The organism is Caballeronia sordidicola, assembly GCF_002220365.1.
GTDB lineage: Bacteria > Pseudomonadota > Gammaproteobacteria > Burkholderiales > Burkholderiaceae > Caballeronia > Caballeronia sordidicola_C.
In genome coordinates this window covers 66,818-84,367 of record NZ_MTHB01000094.1, presented here as the reverse complement: position 1 = coordinate 84,367, position 17,550 = coordinate 66,818, and the positions used below count along the sequence as shown (strand labels likewise).

Genomic DNA, 17,550 nt, shown 5'->3' with positions numbered 1-17,550 from the left:
TGTCACGCACCAAACAACTTGCGGCTGCCGGTATTGCCGGTGTCTTTCTCGCGACGTCGTTGAGCGTTCACGCGTTTGGTTTCCGCGGCGGTGCGCGCACGAGTATTCACGCGCCGCCAGGAGGCGGTTTTCATGGCGGCGGAGGCGGAGGCGGAGGCGGTGGCGGCGGTGGTTTCCGGCCTGGTGGGCCGGGCGGCGGCCAACAGATGGGTGCGCATCCCGGCGGTGGCGTGGGCCATGGCAGTAACGGAGGCGGTGGTTACAGTGGCGGCGGCGGTCATAGCGGTGGTGGCAACAGCGGCGGTCACAACGGCGGCGGCAATGGTGGTGGCAATGGCGGCGGCCACAACGGTGGCGGCGATCACAACGGCGGCGGCGATCACAACGGTGGCGGCGATCACAACGGTGGCGGCAGTCACAACGGCGGCGGCGACCACCACGACGGCGGTGGAGGCGACCACCACGACGGCGGTGGCGACGACCACCACGACGACGATCACCACCACGACGATGATCATCATCACCACGATGATCATCATCACCACGATGATGATTGGTATCCGAACCCGGTGGCAGTGGGCGTAGCGGTTGGCGTAACGACGGCGGTGGTTGTCGGTGCGACGGTCGCAGCGTTGCCGCCGAACTGCTCGAGCATCGTGGTGAACGGCATTGCTTACCAGCAATGCGGGCCGAACTGGTATCAGCCGCAATACGTTGGAACTCAGGTGCAATACGTTGTTGTCACGGCGCCCAGATGACGTGCGTCGATGGCCCAGCGGGTTCGCTAAGTACGCGACGCCGGTTGGGCTGGCTTCTCTCGAAGCAGGCATTTGGGCGGAGTGGAAAAGGTCATTCCTGATCGTGCGCACTGCGACGCTTTCCATGGTTCGCACGCTCATCGGCTCGATCAAGCTCGATCAAGCTCGATCAAGCTCGATCAAGCTCAATTGCAGCACGCTTGCGCAGCGAGTGCTTTTCGAATTGGCAATGTTGGCGATGGTCAGCGGCATGTCAGGCCGTTGAAGTTTTCACTGAAAAAATGGGTTGAAACAAGATGGCGCGATCGTGGACCCAGTCCACGCGCGCAAATTTTTACCTCAATCGGACGTGCCGGGCGCAACGCAATTCATGTTCAAGCCGGTCGTGCGTAATGATGAATGTTGTTCAACCGGAGACTCGTATGGACCCAAATCCGCTGCCCCTTGTCATCCGAGCACTTGAACGGGCCGCGCTGCAAAGTACGGTATTACCGTATAAACGTTTCCATGTCCTGTTTGAACGCACGGTTCCTTTGACCCGGCGATATGAGGTGCTCGATGCCGCTCTGCGGGAACTCAACGATGGTCCCGATATTGACTACGGTGTGCTGCTTGCCTGCGACAACGGTCTGCCCGGGCCGGATTTTTTCCGTCGCTATCAGAAGTATCGATGGGACAAGTACGTCGCCGCGATGGGCGACCCGCGGTTCAAAAGCGCAACCTTGAAAGGCAAGCGAGAACTGGTTGCGGTTGAGCGCGCGAAAGTCCATTCGCATGCGCTGCGTGTGCGTCATCAGGAGCGGGAGCGCGAGTGCGCATGACCGCCATCCGGTCGATTCATCCGATTCCTTCGAGCGGGAGCCGGTCACATGGTCCAGCAGGTTGTATTAAAGCATCGGCGCATGCGACTGGAAACCTGACGAGAACGAACGTGAACGCACCCGCACAGTAGTTGCCGCGGCCGGCCGGGGAGCTTGCACGTGCCCCGGGCCGGCGCACGCACAATCCCGGCCGGCCATTCACCTGACACCGGGACGCAAGACTTACGCGCAACCGTGTGATCAAAGTCTGAGCCCTTCCGGTAACGCTTAACCGGCTGCACCGACAAACCACCGGTAGTACGGATTGCTTTCGTCGTCGCGCATGACCCGGCGTATATTTTCCTGCCACGAGTCTTGATCTCCGCGATAAGCCGCCAGCCCCGCATCGTAGAAGGCCTGCAACGTGCCGCGTTCGGTTTGCATGGCCTCCACGAACGCGTTATCCGCGCCCTTTAGCGGGGGCTCGCTGCGCAGAGCCAGCAGCTGATTCAATACCTTGGGGAAGTCGGCACTGCGCACCCACGCAGCGTATTCGATGCCCGGCCGATTGTCGGTCACAGGTTGCGCATCGGCGGCGTAGTACTCGAGGCCGGCGCGATCCGTTATCCATGTGGCAAGCAGCGCGGCCGGGGACGCAATACCCACTTCGCGCAATGCCGCAGCAACGCCCGGTTGTTCGAAGCGTTCGCGGATACGCGGCACGTCGAGTTCGATCGGTTCCATTGAACCTACCAGCATCATCTCGTGCAGTTCGGTGGTCCACATCGTCGCGTAGGGAAACACTTGTACGAAGCTCTTGATCAACGCACGCGTGTCCTCTTCGTTTTGTGTCGGCAGCGGCAGCCATTGTGCGACGAGCCCACCCGGTTGCAGGCGCGACGCCGCCAACCTATAGAAATCCGACGAGTACAAGTTGACGACACCAGCAGCCGACGGCGGTGGCGGTTCCAGCGTGATCAGGTCGTAGCGCTGTGGGTTGCGCAGCAGTTCGCGCCGCCCGTCGTGCAGCCGGATCTCCATGCGAGGGTCCGTGCTCACGCCATAGTTCCCCTTGAATTGCGGCACCGCACGCACCACAGCGGGAAGCAATTCGGCAACAACGCGGTGTTCGAGACCGGGATAAGGCAACAACGCGCCTCCGGTGATGCCAGTCCCCAACCCGATCACCAGCGCCGAGCGCGGCGTGCCGCGATGAATGATCAGCGGCAGCATGGCTTGCAAGCGCATGTATCGCAGCGACGTCATGGCGTCGCCGGAATTGGATACGCCCTGAATGTACAGGCGGTTAAAACGATTCTCGCCGGACCTTTGCGCAACGACTGCAACCGTCCCCCCTTCGCTTTCGGCATAGAAGGTGAGGTCGCCGCCACGGGCTTTGGTGAGCATCGTGGCGAGCCTGTCGGAAGGCGTGAACACTGCGGCGCATAGTGCGCATGCGGCAAGGGCAAGTACGCTCCCGCGCGCGAACAAACGTGCGCCGGAACCGCGATAGACTGCCACTAATCCCACTACGCTCGCCGCGAGGGCCAGCGCCGCAAGCGCATGAACGATGCCTAGCTTCGGCACCAGGACGAAACCGGCGAGCATCGTGCCCGCTATGCCGCCCGCTGTGTTCATCGCAATGACGATACCGACATCGCGTCCTACGCGGCTGTTGTTCACACCAAGACGGATTGCGAAGGGGAACGCGGCACCCAGCAACAACGTCGGCACGAAGACGATGCAGAGACCGGCAAGCGCGAAGCGCGCGCACATGGCGGCGAACATGTTTCCTGTTGCGGCGAAGACCGTGCTGGCTACCTGTGCTTGTCCTTGCAGCAACCATTCGCCGAGGAAGGCAATCTCCAGCAGCGCAACAAGACCCGCCGCTGCGATCAGCAGCGCGAACGCTCCCCACGGGTCACGTGCGCGGTCGACATGACGCGACACCAGGGTGCTGCCAAGCACGAGACCGCACAAGTAGGTGGCCAGCACGATCGAGAAGGCGAAGCTCCGCGTGCTGATGAACTGGACGATCGCTTGCGACCACACGACCTCGTAGCCCAGTGCGATACCACCGGCTAGCGCATACAACACGAGGGCGAGCCGGGCGCGACTCGCGGCTGGTGTCGCTGACGCCTGCGAGGTCGCAACGAGAAGAGGCGCATGCAAGCGGCGGCCGAGAAACAGCGCGATCAACGCTGCGGCAGCATTCAACGTGGCGGCGGCGAGGGCACTGCCCAACACGCCGAACGCGGGAATCAGGACAAACGGGGCGGCCAGCGTTCCAGCGATCGCCCCAGCGGTATTGGCCGCATACAAACGACCACCGGCACGGCCGATATGCGCGGCTAACGGCGCCACCGCGCGCATCAGGACCGGCAGTGTGCCGCCCATCAGGACGGCGGGCATACCGACCAGCGCAAAAGGTAGGAGCCAGGCCAGCGCGCCGACATGATCTTGCAGCGCCGCGAACGGCTGAGCTGCGTGAGAGAGACCGAGCGTTGCGCCGACGGCCAATATCGACACGCCGATTTCCAGGCTTGCATAGACACGCAGCGGATGTTGCTGGCGATCGGCGAGCCGTCCAAACAACCACCCGCCTAACGCAAGGCCAGCAAAAAAAGCACTGACGCCAGTCGTCACCGCCAGTACCGCGGCGCCTACCACGAGCGTGAGTTGCTTGATCCACAAGACCTGATAGATCAGCGAGGCTGCTCCCGACGCGAGCAGAAGCAATGCCGGCCACGCGGCGTGCAAACCCGGGGCATCAGGCACGAGCGGTTGCGTGCTCTCATGCGTCCGGGTCTCACGTTGCGTACGCTCGCGTTTATCGCGATGCGTCGCTTTGGCACGAGTAGCGAGCGTCTGAGTCATGGGTTCTTCAAAAAAGAAGCCGCGTCCTCCGGCTGTGAACCCGGCGGACGCGACATGGGGACGGCTTACTCCAGCCCGCGCTTCTTGAACGACTCGTCGATCTTCTTGTCCACCTGCCGCCGGACTGCATCGACGCTGAAGCTCGCCGGTCTCTGGCTAGGCGGATAATTGACGAAGGTCTGAAGGAACGTCGATGCCTTCATAGTCGCGATAGCAGTGAGGTAGACGTTCTTCGCAAGCCAGTCGCTGTATTGATCCGAAGTAATATCCGCTCGCTCGTAAGGGTCCATCCGCAGGTTGAAGATCTTCGGTAAACGCAGGCAGGTGAAGGGGTTCTCCCAGATATTCAGGTTGCCCTGTGCACGCTGTTCGCAGAAAACCGCCTTCCAGGCCATATTGTCCTGCTCCCAGCGCATGGCGACCAGTTGACCGTCGTCGTCGAAGTAATAGAACTCGGTGCGCGCGCTCTTGGGCTCCTTGCCTGTCAGATACGGTAGCTGGTTGTAGCCGTCGAGGTGATCCTTGAAGCTGGTGCCGCCCGCTTTCGGCGCCCACCCCTTAAGCAGCCGATCCTTCACGCCACTGTCACCCGCTGCGGCGAGCAGCGTCGGGAACCAGTCAAGCCCGGAGAACAGTTCGTTCGACACCTCACCCGGCTTGATCACGCCAGGCCAGCGCACCATCGCGGGAACGCGGAACGCACCCTCCCAGTTGGAGTCCTTTTCGCTTCGGAATGGCGTCATGGCTGCGTCGGGCCAGGAGAACATGTTCGGTCCATTGTCCGTCGTGTAGATCACGATGGTGTTCTTTGCAATCTTCAGGTCGTCGAGCAGCTTGAGCAACTTGCCGACATCCTGGTCGTGCTCCCACATGCCGTCGGCGTATTCATTGCCGGGCATGCCGCTCTTGCCTCTGAACTCGGGGCGCACGTGCGTATACACATGCATGCGCGTGAAGTTCATCCACACGAAGAAGGGTGTGCCGGCCTTGGCTTGCTTGGTGATGAAGTCGGCCGCCTTGGCGCCGGTTTCATCGTCGATGGTTTCCATCCGCTTCGCGTTAAGCGGACCGGTATCTTCAATCTTGCCGTCAGCCGTGCTGTGAATCACACCGCGTGGCGAAAAGTTCTTCACATATGGGTTATTTTTGTCTTTTGGCCAATATGGCCGCTCGGGTTCTTCCTCGGCATTCAGGTGATAGAGGTTGCCGTAGAACTCGTCGAAGCCATGATTGGTCGGCAGGTATTCGTTCCGGTCGCCGAGGTGGTTCTTGCCGAATTGGCCAGTCGCATACCCGAGCGGTTTGAGTGCCTGCGCAATGGTCATGTCACCTTTTTGCAGACCAACGGGCGCACCCGGCGCACCGACCTTGGACAGCCCGGTGCGCAGCGGCACCTGGCCGGTGATGAACGACGAGCGGCCTGCGGTACAGCTATTTTCCGCATAGTAGTCCGTGAACATCATCCCGTCTGCCGCGATGCTGTCGATGTTCGGCGTCTTGTAACCCACCAGACCGTGCGTATAAGCACTGATATTCGACTGGCCGATATCGTCGCCGAAAATGACGAGGATGTTCGGCTTGGCGCTATTCTGGTTAGCGGGTTTGGCTGCACTCGTTGCTGCGGGCGTAGCGGGTTTAACCGCACCTTGCGTTTGAGCCGGTGCATTGGTCGGCGGGATGATCAAAGCACAAATCACAGCGAGGGCGATCACTGACGCTGCCGCTGCGTAACGCCCTTTCTTAAACAAAGGTCTCATCGTGTTGCTCCAATGACATTGATTCCAGTCTCCGCGCTACCCTGTCAGGGCAATGCGGATTGGCTTGCTCTCGAACCGCAAGTACATTGCAAATTCGATGTTTCTCTCGTGCTGCTCGTTTGCCGCATTTTTGCCGCTTAAGGCTTTGATCCGGGATAGATCGTTTGCCAGTCATCTTTCATGCTCACCACGGTCCATCCGTCGGCAACAGCTTCGTCCCACGCTTTATCCAGCTTGCCGATCTTCGATTGACGGTCGTAGGCGAATTCTCGGGCGGCGTCGTCGTGGTGGACCAGCAGCGCGAGATGCGGGCCACTGCCTGAAGCCGTGTACTGGAGCATTTGCAAATCACCGTCCGAATTGCCGAACGCAAGAATGGGTTTGCGACCGATGTTTCGATAGATGCCGACAGGCTTGCCCGGGCCGTCATCGACGAAATCGATCTTCGGCAAGCGCGTAAGTGTGGGCTGACCATCACGCAGCTCGTACCGCACAACCTGACTTGAACCGATCACCTGCTCGGGCGGAATCCCGTAGACCTTCTCGGTCCACGGACGCATGAATTCGATCGTGCCCCCTGAAACGATGAACGTCTTGAAGCCGTTCGCGCGCAGATAAGCGAGTAGTTCCAGCTGTGGCTGATACACAAGCCCGGTGTACGGCCGTTTGAATTTGGGGTGCCGTGCTGTCGCCAGCCAGTCGCGGATGGTCTTGTCGTATTCGTCGACGGTCATGCCGCTGTTCGCGACGGCCACGAGTTGCAGCAACTCTTTTTCATGGCTTGCGAGGGCGGGGTAGTCGTGGGCAACCAGCGCCTTGAAGGCGGGGTTACTCTTCCATTCCGGATGGCTTGGCGCCGCAGCCTTGACTTGATCGAGCATGAAGAGGAACTGGAAATACAGGGGCTGCTCGCTCCACAAGGTGCCGTCGTTATCGAACACGGCGATACGCTCGGCGGGCGCGACGAAGCTCGGCGAACCCTCGCGAGTGACGCCGCCGACGAACGTCATGATTGCCTGCTTTGCTGTTCCGTCACGCCAGGACGGCAATGCGTCGGACGTGACTGCCGTCACCGGCTGCGCCGCGCTTGTGCTACCCGCGCCGGCACAGCCTGCAAGTGACAGGGCAACCAGCGCGGTGCCCAGGAGAACAGAGGCGCGACTTAACCAGTCGCGTTGGTTGTAAAGCTGCATCAGGACTTCCTCGCAAGTAACGCCATTCGATGATCAAAACCAGTGAGTGCGGAATGCGGGCTTATTTGCCCGGCACGTCGGCGCGCGCAAGCTGTTTCCGCCGGTGCGTGTCTGCCCACGTGCTCTCGTCCATCACGAGCCTGAATCCGAGATGCGACATGCTGTTATAGGGATCGGTACCGCGCCGCGCGCTTGGCCGGTAGCTCAGGCAGTAAGTCTCGTTGCAGAGGAATGAGCCGCCGCGCGTCACACGCTTGGGCGCCTGCACGGGTACACCCGCGCTTGCGTCCGCCGGGTCCCAGGAATCCGTGGGGCCTGCCGGGTTGTCGATCACGCTTCCCGTCGAAGCCTCGCGTCTGAACTGATCCGCGCGATACCAGTCGGCCACCCACTGCCACGCGTTGCCGGTCATATCCGACAGCCCGTAACCGTTGGCCGGGAAGGTTCCGACCGGGCTGGTGCCGAGCGCCCCGCCGGCCTTGGGGTTCACGACCGGAAACGACTGGGGCTGCTGGCCTTGCCAGACATTGGCCATCTGCTTGCCGTCCGGCGCGAACTGATTACCCCATGCATAGGTGGCTTGATCGAGCCCGCCTCGTGCTGCAAATTCCCATTCCGCTTCGGTCGGCAGCCGCTTGCCTGCCCACTTTGCGTACGCTTGCGCGTCCTCATACGAGACCTGCACAACAGGATGGTCGTCCTTGCCGGTTATGTTGCTGTCAGGACCGGTAGGGTGGCGCCAGTCCGCGCCGGGCACATAACGCCACCAGCGCGAATAATCCTCCAGCGGTACCGGTTGCGTGGTGCCTACGAAAACCATGGCGCCCGCCACCATCGCGCTGTCGGGCGGTTGCGGCGTGCCAGGCGGCAGCTGGACTTTCAGCGACTCCCAGTCCGGTTTCTTCTCTGCTGTTGTGACGTAGCCGGTAGCGGCCACGAACTTGGCGAATTCAGCGTTGGTTACGTGGTGACGGTCCATCCAGAAACCGTGCACGCGTACCTTGTGCGCCGGACGCTCATTGGGCTGCGCCTGCTTGGAGTCGCTTCCCATTTCAAACTGGCCGGCCGGTACCCAGGCCATGTCGAGCGGACCCCGCGTGCCGTCGCCGTAGACGATCTGCTGATGGGGCGTGGCACGAGAAGTAACCGCCCAGCTCACCGCGGCGCCCACGGCAGCCGGCAGGATCACCAGCAGCGCGCCCCAAAGCAGTAACTTCCGATAAGGTTTAGCGCGTGCTGCAGATCCCGTCGGCGCGCTGGATGGGTCTTTGTTTGTCTCACCCGCTTTGGGGGATAACCGCTTTTGTACACTCATGGCCTGTTACCTCGCGCCGATCAGGGCGTCGTGCGTGAATCTTCGACATATTCAATTCCCGCTAAGCGAGACAAAATAAGTATGACTAAACGCTGTCGTCATATGCCCGCTATTGAATCTATCGTTATTCCGGTGATCCGATCGACCGTGTCCCAGGCATCACGGACAACCGGTCAATTCGAATGATCGCGACGCAAACAGCTACCCCGCGGCGTGTTTTTACACGCGCACATGGAACACACCATTGCGTCTTACAAACGCGTAACTTAGCCTTCGATAGTAGCCACCAATCTCATATTTGTTAGAAGCAGGCAACAACTTTTCTACGACTTTTCCATGATTTTTTAAGAGGTACTGAATCTTTGACGAACTGCGTGGTGTGCTTTAACGTCTGCGCGAAGGTCTTTCTCAAACAGAGTTAGTGCCCGGGTATCCAATAGTGAAACGGTTAACGGATCGATAGCCATGCGTGAAACTATCCTGCGCTTCGAAGCCAGCGTCGACGAAGCAATAGTCGGCCAGGAAGCCGTCGTCCGGCAGGTGCTGATCGCGCTTTTGGCGGACGGTCATGTGCTGCTCGAGAGCCTGCCAGGGCTTGCAAAGACCCGCACGGTCAAAGCCATTGCTACGCGGCTGGCGGCAACCATGAGCCGCATTCAGTTCACGCCCGACCTGCTGCCGTCCGACATCACGGGTGCGGAAACGCTGCTGCAATCAGGCACGGAGCGAACGCTGACATTTCAGCCAGGCCCCATTTTCGGCAACCTGATTCTCGCGGACGAGATTAATCGCGCACCCGCCAAGGTTCAGTCAGCTCTGCTCGAAGCAATGGAAGAACGGCAGATTTCCGTCGCCGGAAAAACGCACAAGATGCCGGATTTGTTCCTGGTGATGGCCACGCAAAATCCGATTGAACAGGAAGGGACCTATCCATTGCCCGAGGCGCAAATGGACCGGTTTCTTTTCAAGGTCCTGATTACCTACCCGTCGCCGGAAAGCGAGCGAGCGATGTTGCGAATGCTTCGACGTGAAAGCAACGACGCGCCTCAAGTGACCGATGCCCTTTCACAGGATGTCATTTTCGCGGTGCGCCAGGCTGTCCGGCAAATCGTGGTGGCCCCTGCTATCGATGAATACATCGTGTCGCTGGTCAATGCGACGCGGCATGGCGGCGAGATCGACGCGGACCTGGGCAAGTGGATCGAAATTGGTGCGAGTCCGCGTGGCGCGATCGGGCTTGATCGTGCCAGCCGCGTGCAGGCATGGCTTCAGGACCGCAGTTTCGTGACGCCCGACGATGTGCGGGCCGTTATCCATCCCGTGCTGCGGCATCGGCTGATACTTTCATACGATGCCAACGCGGACAACATCAGTGCGGACCAGGTGATCGATCGCCTGATCGAAAAGGTTGCCGTGCCGGCTTAGCGCGCTAATTGCGCGCAAGCTTGCGCCCAACGCCAAGAGGACGATCAATGGCCGTGGCATCCGAAGCTGCTATAGGCCGCGTGTATGTCGACGCGGCGCATCTCGCCAAGCTCGAATTTCGTGCGCGGGGATTGAGCTTCGTCGCGCCTGCGCCGTTATCGAGCATCTTGTCGGGCAATCATGCGTCGCGGTTGCGCGGCCGCGGCCTTAACTTCGAAGAGATTCGTGGCTACCTTCCCGGCGACGATATTCGTCACATCGACTGGAAGGTTTCGTTGCGCCTCGGCAAGCCGCAGATTCGCGCGTACACCGAAGAGCGGGACCGCCCGCTTCTTGTGGTCGTCGATCAGCGCATGAGCATGTTTTTCGGGTCGAGCCGCGCGTTCAAGTCGGTGGTGGCGGCGGAGGCCGCGGCACTCGCGGTGTGGATGGGCTTCGCCGCGGGCGATCGAGTGGGCGGCGTGATCTTCGACGACGATCACGTTGTCCGCGTAAGGCCATTGCGCAGCCGCAGCCGGATCAAGGTGCTGTTCGGTGCGCTCGCGGGGATGAACACCGCGTTGCATGCCGAGAGCGCGTCCAGAACGAACTACGGTCAGCTCGATACCGCGCTTCAAGGTGTGCTGCAGCTTGCAGGACACGACTACCTTATCTGTATCGTGAGCGATTTTGCCGGTGCGAGCGAGCGTACGCGCATGCTGTTGCGCCAGCTATCCAAACACAACGACGTCATCGCCGCGATGGTCTTCGACCCCCTCTGGCAGCGAATGCCCGAGCACCGTGCGCTGGTGGTCAGCGAAGGACGTCTTCAGGTGGAACTGCGCATCGAACAGGAGAAGGTCCGCGCGCCGCTCGCGAGCATGTTCAAAGGCCGCACCGCCGAGGTGGCTGACCTGTTGCGATCGAGTGGTGTGCCGCTGATGGCGTTATCGACCGATGAACCCACCGTCGATCAGGTTCGACGTCTGTTCGGGGAACGCGTCAGGCCGACGACAGGCAGCGGCCTATGAATGCCTTGCCCTTGACCTCACTTGCACCCGCCGATACGCCGGCGGCGCTCAAGCCGCTGCAGGAGCTGGCGCTGCCCGAGGCGGTGTCGTGGGTGCCGCAAACCATCGGATGGGCGGCGGTTGCGGTCTTGCTGATCGTGGCCGTGCTTTGGGCCGGCTGGATGGCCTGGCATCGTTATAAGAGGGCGCGTTACAGGCGAGTGGCGCTGGCGGAGTTGGCGGAAATCGAGGTAGCCCTGAGCGATGCGCAACGTCGTTCGGTCGCGCTTGCCGCAATCCCGTCGCTCATCAAACGCACCTCGCTCGCTGCGGCTCCGCGCGCACGTGTTGCGGCGCTCACCGGTGATGAATGGCTCGCGTTTCTCAAGCGCACCCGAGGACGATTCGACGAACGCAGCGGCGCGCTCCTGACGCTCGTGAGCTACGCACCCGCTGAACAGATCGCCTCGATAACACCGCTCGAAGTCGAGACCCTGGTAAGCGCCACCCGCGACTGGATCCAGCGCCATCATGTGGAAATTTGACTTCCCGTGGATGTTCCTGCTGCTGCCGTTGCCTGCCTTCGTGTGGTGGCTGGCACCCGCGTGGCGCGCAACCACATCGGCGATCCGCATGCCGTTTTTCCACGAAATGGCGCAAGCGGCAGGCGAGCAGCCGGCGCCGGGCGGCGTCCGTTTGCGCCGCAACGTAGTACAGCGGGTGATGATGCCGGTGCTATGGATCCTGCTCGTTACTGCCTCTGCAAAACCTGTGTTCGTCGAGCCGCCTGTCACACGCGACGAACCCGCTCGCGATCTCATGTTGGCGATCGACCTGTCTGAATCGATGAGCACGCGTGACTTCGTGAACCCGCAAACCGGCGAGCGAATGGACCGGCTGACGGCAGTCAAACAGGTGGTCAGGGACTTCGTGGCTAGGCGCAAAGGTGACCGCATCGGAGTCGTGGTATTTGGCGAGGCGGCTTATCCGCAAGCGCCGCTCACCCTCGATCACGACAGCGTGCTTCTGCTGCTGAACCAGATGCAGATCGGCATGGCGGGTCCGCGCACGGCAATAGGCGACGCTATCGGCCTGACCGTGAAGCTCATGGACAATTCGCCGGCTCAGGAGAAGGTATTGATCCTCTTGACCGACGGCAACGACACGAGCAGCGCCATCCCGCCCGAGCGTGCCGCCGACATTGCAAAGAACAACAAGCTGGTGATTCATACGGTCGGTATTGGAGACCCGAGTGCGACGGGCGAAGACAAGGTCGACCTGGACGCGTTGCAGCGAATCTCCGATATCACCGGCGGACGCGCATTCCACGCGCTAGGCAACCCGCAGGAACTCGCCGACGTCTACACGACACTCGACAAGATGACGCCCGAGAAAGTGAAGCGCGAAATTTATCGGCCGCAACGAGATTTCTTCTGGATACCGCTCGCCATTGCGCTGTCGATACTGACGCTATATCACTGCCTCGCATTGGTGATCGCCGCGCTTCGCGCACCGGGCCGAAAGCAAGGGCCAAAGACCGTGCAGATAGACGGAGCGCGCCATGGAAATTGACCTGACCGCATTTCATTTTTTGCGGCCTCAATGGTTATGGTTGCTCGTCCCAGCCGTCCTGTTGCCCGTATTCTGGTTTCGACGCAACAGCGTCCGCGCTCGCTGGCGCAACATCATCGACCCTCTGCTGCTCGAACATCTGATAGTAGGCGATACAGCGCGCCGCCGCATTCAACCGGTCCACACGCTGGCACTGCTCGTTGCCGTGGGAGCAATCGCAGTCGCTGGTCCGACGTGGCAGCAGGAACGCCCGCCGTTTAACCAGGACAAGGCGCCGCTCGTGATTGTCCTTGAACTCGCCCATTCGATGGACGCAACCGATGTCGCGCCCACGCGTCTTGAACGCGCCAAACAAAAGGTGCTGGACCTGGCGGCTGCGCGCAAGGGAGCGCGAACCGGGCTCGTGGTGTTTGCCTCAACAGCGCACCTTGTTGTGCCGCCAACCGAGGATCCGGCCATGCTCGAGCTGTACTTGCCGGCGCTTGGCCCCTCGTTGATGCCCCACGATGGCAAGAACGTGAGCGCGGGTCTCGACATTGCCGAGCAGCTTCTGGCGAAAGACCCGGTGGCCGGGACCATCGTTTTTATTAGCGACGGGTTCGACCAGAACCAGACGGATGCATTCGTACAGAAGGCTAAACAATCTCATCATCAACTGCTGTGGCTTGCTGTCGGCACGGAGAACGGCGGCGCGATCCGCGGCCCGAACGGAACCATTGCGATGGACGATGAAGGCCATCCGCTGATGGGCACCTTCGACGCCGATGAAATACAAAAGGTAGCGCATGACGCCGGCATTCCGCTTGCCAGTGTGCGGGCAGACGGCGATGACGTCGCGTGGGTTCAACGCCGAGCGCAGACCTGGCTGGCAGAGGTGGATGAATCAAAACGTGCGCCTCGCTGGAAGGAGACGGGCTACTGGCTGGTGCTGCCGCTATTGTTGCTCGGGCTTTGGTCTTTTCGCAAGGGGTGGACCGTGAAATGGCTGCCTGTTGTCCTGATTGCGCTGGCCTTCAGCGCGACGCCCAGGGAGGCGCAAGCGGCTGCATGGAACTGGCTGGATCTGTTTGCCACACACGATCAGCAAGGCCGCTGGCAGTTCGAGCGCGGTGACTTCAATGCCGCGGCACAACGTTTTGATGACCCGCTTTGGAAAGGTCGCGCGTCGTACCTCGCTGGAGATTATGCCGGTGCGCTGGAAGCGTTCTCACGCCTTAAGACGGCGCAGGCTTACTTCTACATGGGTAATACGCTCGCGCATCTTGAAGACTACCCGTCCGCCATCAAGGCCTTCGATAATGCACTGGCGCTTCAACCCGGTTTGCGCGAAGCAGTGATCAACCGGGACCTGATGAGGAAACTGATCGCGCAACCTAAGCAGGAACCTCAAAAGGACGAGGAGGATGAAGAGTCGGACGAGGTGAAAATAGAAAAAAAGAAGGGCAAGATCGAACAAAGTACGATCATTATGGAACCGTCCGAGGACGTATGGATGCGCAACCTGAGTACGTCGCCCGCTGCATTTTTACATCGGCGATTCGAACAGGAGTCGGACGAAAATAGTGCGGGTGCGCCATGAAAGCACGTGGGTTCGTTCTATTGATCTTGATGTTCCTGGTGTTCACCACGTCAGGCTCAGCCGCAGCGCAAGGCGCGCCGCAGCTTCTGGTGCGCGCGCATATCGAGCCGGCGGGGACGGTCGTGGCGGGAACCGAAGTCAAACTCATTGTGGATTGCCTGACGACAACCTGGTTCACCGAGGCGCCGGACTGGCCGCTGTTCACGGTGCCGGGTGCAATCGTCAATTTGCCGGATGAGCAAGCCGAAAATCTGCATGAAGTCATCAACGGCGTGAGCTGGTTTGGCGTGAGCAGGGTGTATCGAGTCATCCCTCAAACGGGGGGAGCGTTCGAGATTCCCTCGTTTCCTATCACGGTGCATCCAGGCGGCACGAACGCTGCGGCGGCCTCGCTAGTGACCCCGGCGCTAAGACTCGTTGCTACGGTTCCCGCCGGCGCCGAAGGCATGAGCGTTTTCTTTCCGACGCAAAAGCTTGGCGCAAAGCAAACGATCGAACCCTCGCCCGATGATCTCAAGGTCGGCGGAGCGCTGACCCGCACCATTACGCAAACCGCAACCGGAGCCGAGTCGATGTTGATTCCGCCCGTCAATTTCGGCGACGTGGAAGGGCTTAAACGCTACCCGAAACCAGCCGGTACGAAGAACATCATGCAGGATCGGGCAGGGTTGGTTGCGGGTGAACGCACGGACACGGTGACATACGTCGTCAATCGCAGCGGAAGATTCAAACTTCCGCCGGTGACCATTGAATGGTGGAACACGGCGACGAAAAGAAGAGAAAAAATCGTGCTGCCCGCCGTAAGTTTTTCGGCGGCGGCTGCCAGCGAAAAACCGCTCTTTGATATTCCTCTCGATGCGTTGTCCAAAGGCGGTGCTCATCGGATCATTGTTATCGACCGCTCGCGAGCGCTGATTGCTGCCATGACTTTGGCCTTGGGGCTTGCTCTGATCTGGGCGTATCCCAGGCTGGCGACTCGCTACAAGCTCGCTAAGCGTGCTCTCGTCACTGCGCGGAGCCGTTATGCCGAAGGAGAAGCGCCGGCGTGGCGGGTTTTGCGTGCGGCTGCGAGCAAGGGTCCTTTGCCGCGTATTATTCCGGCGCTATATCGATGGATGGACAAGAGCCCCAATTTCAAGCATCCCGCGCGAGTGGATGACTTCCATTCTTCCGCCGATCCTGGACTTCAGGCGTTAGCAGACACAGTCGCTACACATTATTCGGACACGCCCGACGCTAAGCTTGACTGGAACAAGGCAGAGAGCGCGCTGCGCAAGGCGGTCAGGCGTGCTCGCAAAAAACGCAAGGCACAGTCGCCGCTTCCACCGCTAAACCAGTATTAAATGCTTTGGCGCCGACCCGGTGGTTCGCTAAGAATCGCCGTACTGGTCGGCCGCAAGCGCGCGAGAACCACGCGGACAGGGTTCTATAACTTTCTTTAGAATCGTAGCTAAATCCGGAGTCAGGAAAATCCATGTCTGCACGCTACAACGCTGCGTTCACGGCGCTTCTCGCGGCCGCGCTCTTTGGTGCAACAACCCCGCTTGCCAAGACCCTTCTTGGCACGATGTCGCCGTTCACGGTCGCAGGCTTGTTCTATTTGGGCAGCGGCGTAGGCCTTCTCGTCGCTATCGTCTTCCAGCGCGTCAGGCAGTCCAAAAAAGAGCGCGCTAACGAAAGCCGGATTCAGTTGGCCGAGGTGCCCTGGTTGCTCGGCGCAATTGTCGCTGGCGGTATTGCGGGGCCGGTGTTGCTGATGTTCGGCTTGAGCACCACGCCAGCTGCGACGAGTTCGCTATTGCTGAATCTTGAAGGCGTATTCACGGCGGTGATTGCGTGGGTCGTGTTTCGTGAGAATGTGGATGCGCAGATTTTTCTCGGCATGGTGGCAATTGTTGCCGGCGGCGTGGCGCTCTCATGGCAGCCGGGCGCGGCCGGTGTATCCGCCGGCGCGCTGCTGGTCGCCGCCGCGTGTGCGTGCTGGGCGATCGATAACAACCTGACGCGCAAGGTATCGACGAATGACGCCATGGTGATTGCCTGCTTGAAGGGGCTGATCGCCGGATCGGTGAATCTTTGCATTGCCCTTTTGCTCGGTGCGCATCTTCCCGGTATGGTCTGGACGGCGGCGGCCATGTTCACTGGACTGGCTGGATACGGCGTCAGTCTGGTTCTGTTCGTTGTCGCGTTGCGCAATCTCGGCACCGCGCGCACCGGCGCTTACTTTTCAGTCGCGCCGCTATTCGGCGTGACGCTTTCGCTGATCCTGTGGCCGGAAATGCCGGGGCCGCTGTTTTGGGTGGCCGCCGCATTGATGGTGCTCGGCGTGTGGCTGCATATTCGTGAGCGCCACGAGCACGCGCATACGCATGTGTTGATGGACCACAATCACCGGCATCGTCATGACGAGCATCATCAACACACACACGATTTCAAGTGGGATGGAGAGGAGCCCCACACCCATGCGCATCGACACGTGCCGGTGACGCACACCCATGGACATTTCCCGGATATTCACCATCGCCATATTCATTGAGCAGCGGATTTCTTCGATTAGGCATCCATTGCATCCAGTGCCCCGCCAGCCCCGTATATAGCCTTGACGCGACGCAATTCAGCATTCGCGGCTAACGGAGAAACACCATGAACAAGGCAATGCGGAAAGCGATGTTGGCGGGCGTGTCGGTGGCGCTCCTGTGCGGTTCGGCGACAGTATTCGCGCAGGGTGGCGGCAACGGGAACGGCGGCTCGGGCGGCGGTAATGCGCACGGCGCGGCAACGGCTGGAATGACACACTGGGGCGATCCGGTTTCCATGCCAACAAGTTCCATGCCCGGCAATATGCAAAGCCCGGCGATGCAAAATAGTGCCGACATGAGCGCGATGCCGACGAACGGTTCCAACAATGTCGCAACGAACGTGCAGTAGGGCAACGTCGTGCCAGCATGCGCCGGACGCCGGGAATAGTCCTCGGTTGTCCTCGGCGTGGTTGTCGTAGCTGTTCGCTTACCGCGTCGGTTTCGCGACTTAGGAACCGGCTGTGTTGCGTTTATTTGCATCGACGGCATCGACCTGGTGCAGGACGACGCGAAAGTTTCCGGCCAGAATACGAACCTTGAATATGGTACGTGACAGAAAGACGAGGAGCATCACCAGCGATACCAGCATTACCTGTGTGCGGATTTAGCCGACGATATCTTCCCGCCACGCGCTTCGCTCTGTAATCCAGAGACACAATTGCGCTTGAACTAAGCAAGGCTCCTCGGCTCCTACTTAAGAAGCGCG

14 protein-coding genes are annotated in these 17,550 nt (G+C 60.4%); 9 read left to right on the top strand and 5 right to left on the bottom strand.

The window, feature by feature from the left end:
• Positions 1-2: 2 nt before the first annotated feature.
• Positions 3-911 (bottom strand): hypothetical protein, encoded by a 909-nt coding sequence (locus tag BSU04_RS46430; RefSeq protein WP_179258319.1) that lies wholly within the window; start codon positions 909-911, stop codon positions 3-5.
• 269 nt (positions 912-1,180) lie between these two features.
• On the opposite strand from BSU04_RS46430, the gene BSU04_RS14370 reads away from it, so the two are divergent.
• Positions 1,181-1,579: a hypothetical protein gene (locus BSU04_RS14370; protein WP_256982725.1), complete on the top strand. Its 399-nt coding sequence runs from the start codon at positions 1,181-1,183 to the stop codon at positions 1,577-1,579.
• Between the two features lie 267 nt (positions 1,580-1,846).
• Here the strand turns inward: BSU04_RS14370 and BSU04_RS14365 are convergent, their stop codons facing one another.
• From BSU04_RS14365 to BSU04_RS14350, 4 genes are all read right to left on the bottom strand, one after another.
• On the bottom strand, positions 1,847-4,435 hold the full coding sequence (locus BSU04_RS14365; protein ID WP_144021237.1) for a fused MFS/spermidine synthase: 2,589 nt from the start codon (positions 4,433-4,435) through the stop codon (positions 1,847-1,849).
• Between the two features lie 65 nt (positions 4,436-4,500).
• Positions 4,501-6,192: an arylsulfatase gene (locus BSU04_RS14360; RefSeq protein WP_089161212.1), complete on the bottom strand. Its 1,692-nt coding sequence runs from the start codon at positions 6,190-6,192 to the stop codon at positions 4,501-4,503.
• A gap of 137 nt (positions 6,193-6,329) precedes the next feature.
• A complete protein-coding gene (locus BSU04_RS14355) occupies positions 6,330-7,385 on the bottom strand; it encodes an HAD family hydrolase (protein WP_089161211.1) in 1,056 nt (351 codons plus the stop codon).
• Positions 7,386-7,446: 61 nt separating this feature from the next.
• A complete protein-coding gene (locus tag BSU04_RS14350; protein WP_089161210.1) occupies positions 7,447-8,700 on the bottom strand; it encodes a formylglycine-generating enzyme family protein in 1,254 nt (417 codons plus the stop codon).
• 459 nt (positions 8,701-9,159) lie between these two features.
• On the opposite strand from BSU04_RS14350, the gene BSU04_RS14345 reads away from it, so the two are divergent.
• The 8 genes from BSU04_RS14345 to BSU04_RS14310 all read left to right on the top strand — a co-directional run bounded on the left by BSU04_RS14345 (position 9,160) and on the right by BSU04_RS14310 (position 17,193).
• The gene (locus BSU04_RS14345; protein ID WP_218827286.1) at positions 9,160-10,125 is read left to right on the top strand and encodes an AAA family ATPase; all 966 of its coding nucleotides are present in this window, start codon (positions 9,160-9,162) and stop codon (positions 10,123-10,125) included.
• 47 nt (positions 10,126-10,172) lie between these two features.
• Positions 10,173-11,135 (top strand): DUF58 domain-containing protein, encoded by a 963-nt coding sequence (locus BSU04_RS14340; RefSeq protein ID WP_089161208.1) that lies wholly within the window; start codon positions 10,173-10,175, stop codon positions 11,133-11,135.
• Positions 11,132-11,659: a DUF4381 domain-containing protein gene (locus BSU04_RS14335; RefSeq protein WP_089161207.1), complete on the top strand. Its 528-nt coding sequence runs from the start codon at positions 11,132-11,134 to the stop codon at positions 11,657-11,659. Before BSU04_RS14340 ends, BSU04_RS14335 begins: the two co-directional genes overlap by 4 nt.
• Positions 11,646-12,686 (top strand): vWA domain-containing protein, encoded by a 1,041-nt coding sequence (locus tag BSU04_RS14330; RefSeq protein ID WP_089161206.1) that lies wholly within the window; start codon positions 11,646-11,648, stop codon positions 12,684-12,686. Before BSU04_RS14335 ends, BSU04_RS14330 begins: the two co-directional genes overlap by 14 nt.
• Positions 12,676-14,265, top strand: a complete 1,590-nt coding sequence (locus tag BSU04_RS14325; protein ID WP_089161205.1) for a VWA domain-containing protein — start codon at positions 12,676-12,678, stop codon at positions 14,263-14,265. Before BSU04_RS14330 ends, BSU04_RS14325 begins: the two co-directional genes overlap by 11 nt.
• Positions 14,262-15,608, top strand: coding sequence for a BatD family protein (locus BSU04_RS14320; RefSeq protein ID WP_089161204.1), 1,347 nt, complete (start codon positions 14,262-14,264; stop codon positions 15,606-15,608). Before BSU04_RS14325 ends, BSU04_RS14320 begins: the two co-directional genes overlap by 4 nt.
• A gap of 131 nt (positions 15,609-15,739) precedes the next feature.
• Positions 15,740-16,801: a DMT family transporter gene (locus BSU04_RS14315; RefSeq protein ID WP_089161203.1), complete on the top strand. Its 1,062-nt coding sequence runs from the start codon at positions 15,740-15,742 to the stop codon at positions 16,799-16,801.
• 107 nt (positions 16,802-16,908) lie between these two features.
• The gene (locus BSU04_RS14310; protein ID WP_256982721.1) at positions 16,909-17,193 is read left to right on the top strand and encodes a hypothetical protein; all 285 of its coding nucleotides are present in this window, start codon (positions 16,909-16,911) and stop codon (positions 17,191-17,193) included.
• Positions 17,194-17,550 lie beyond the last annotated feature (357 nt).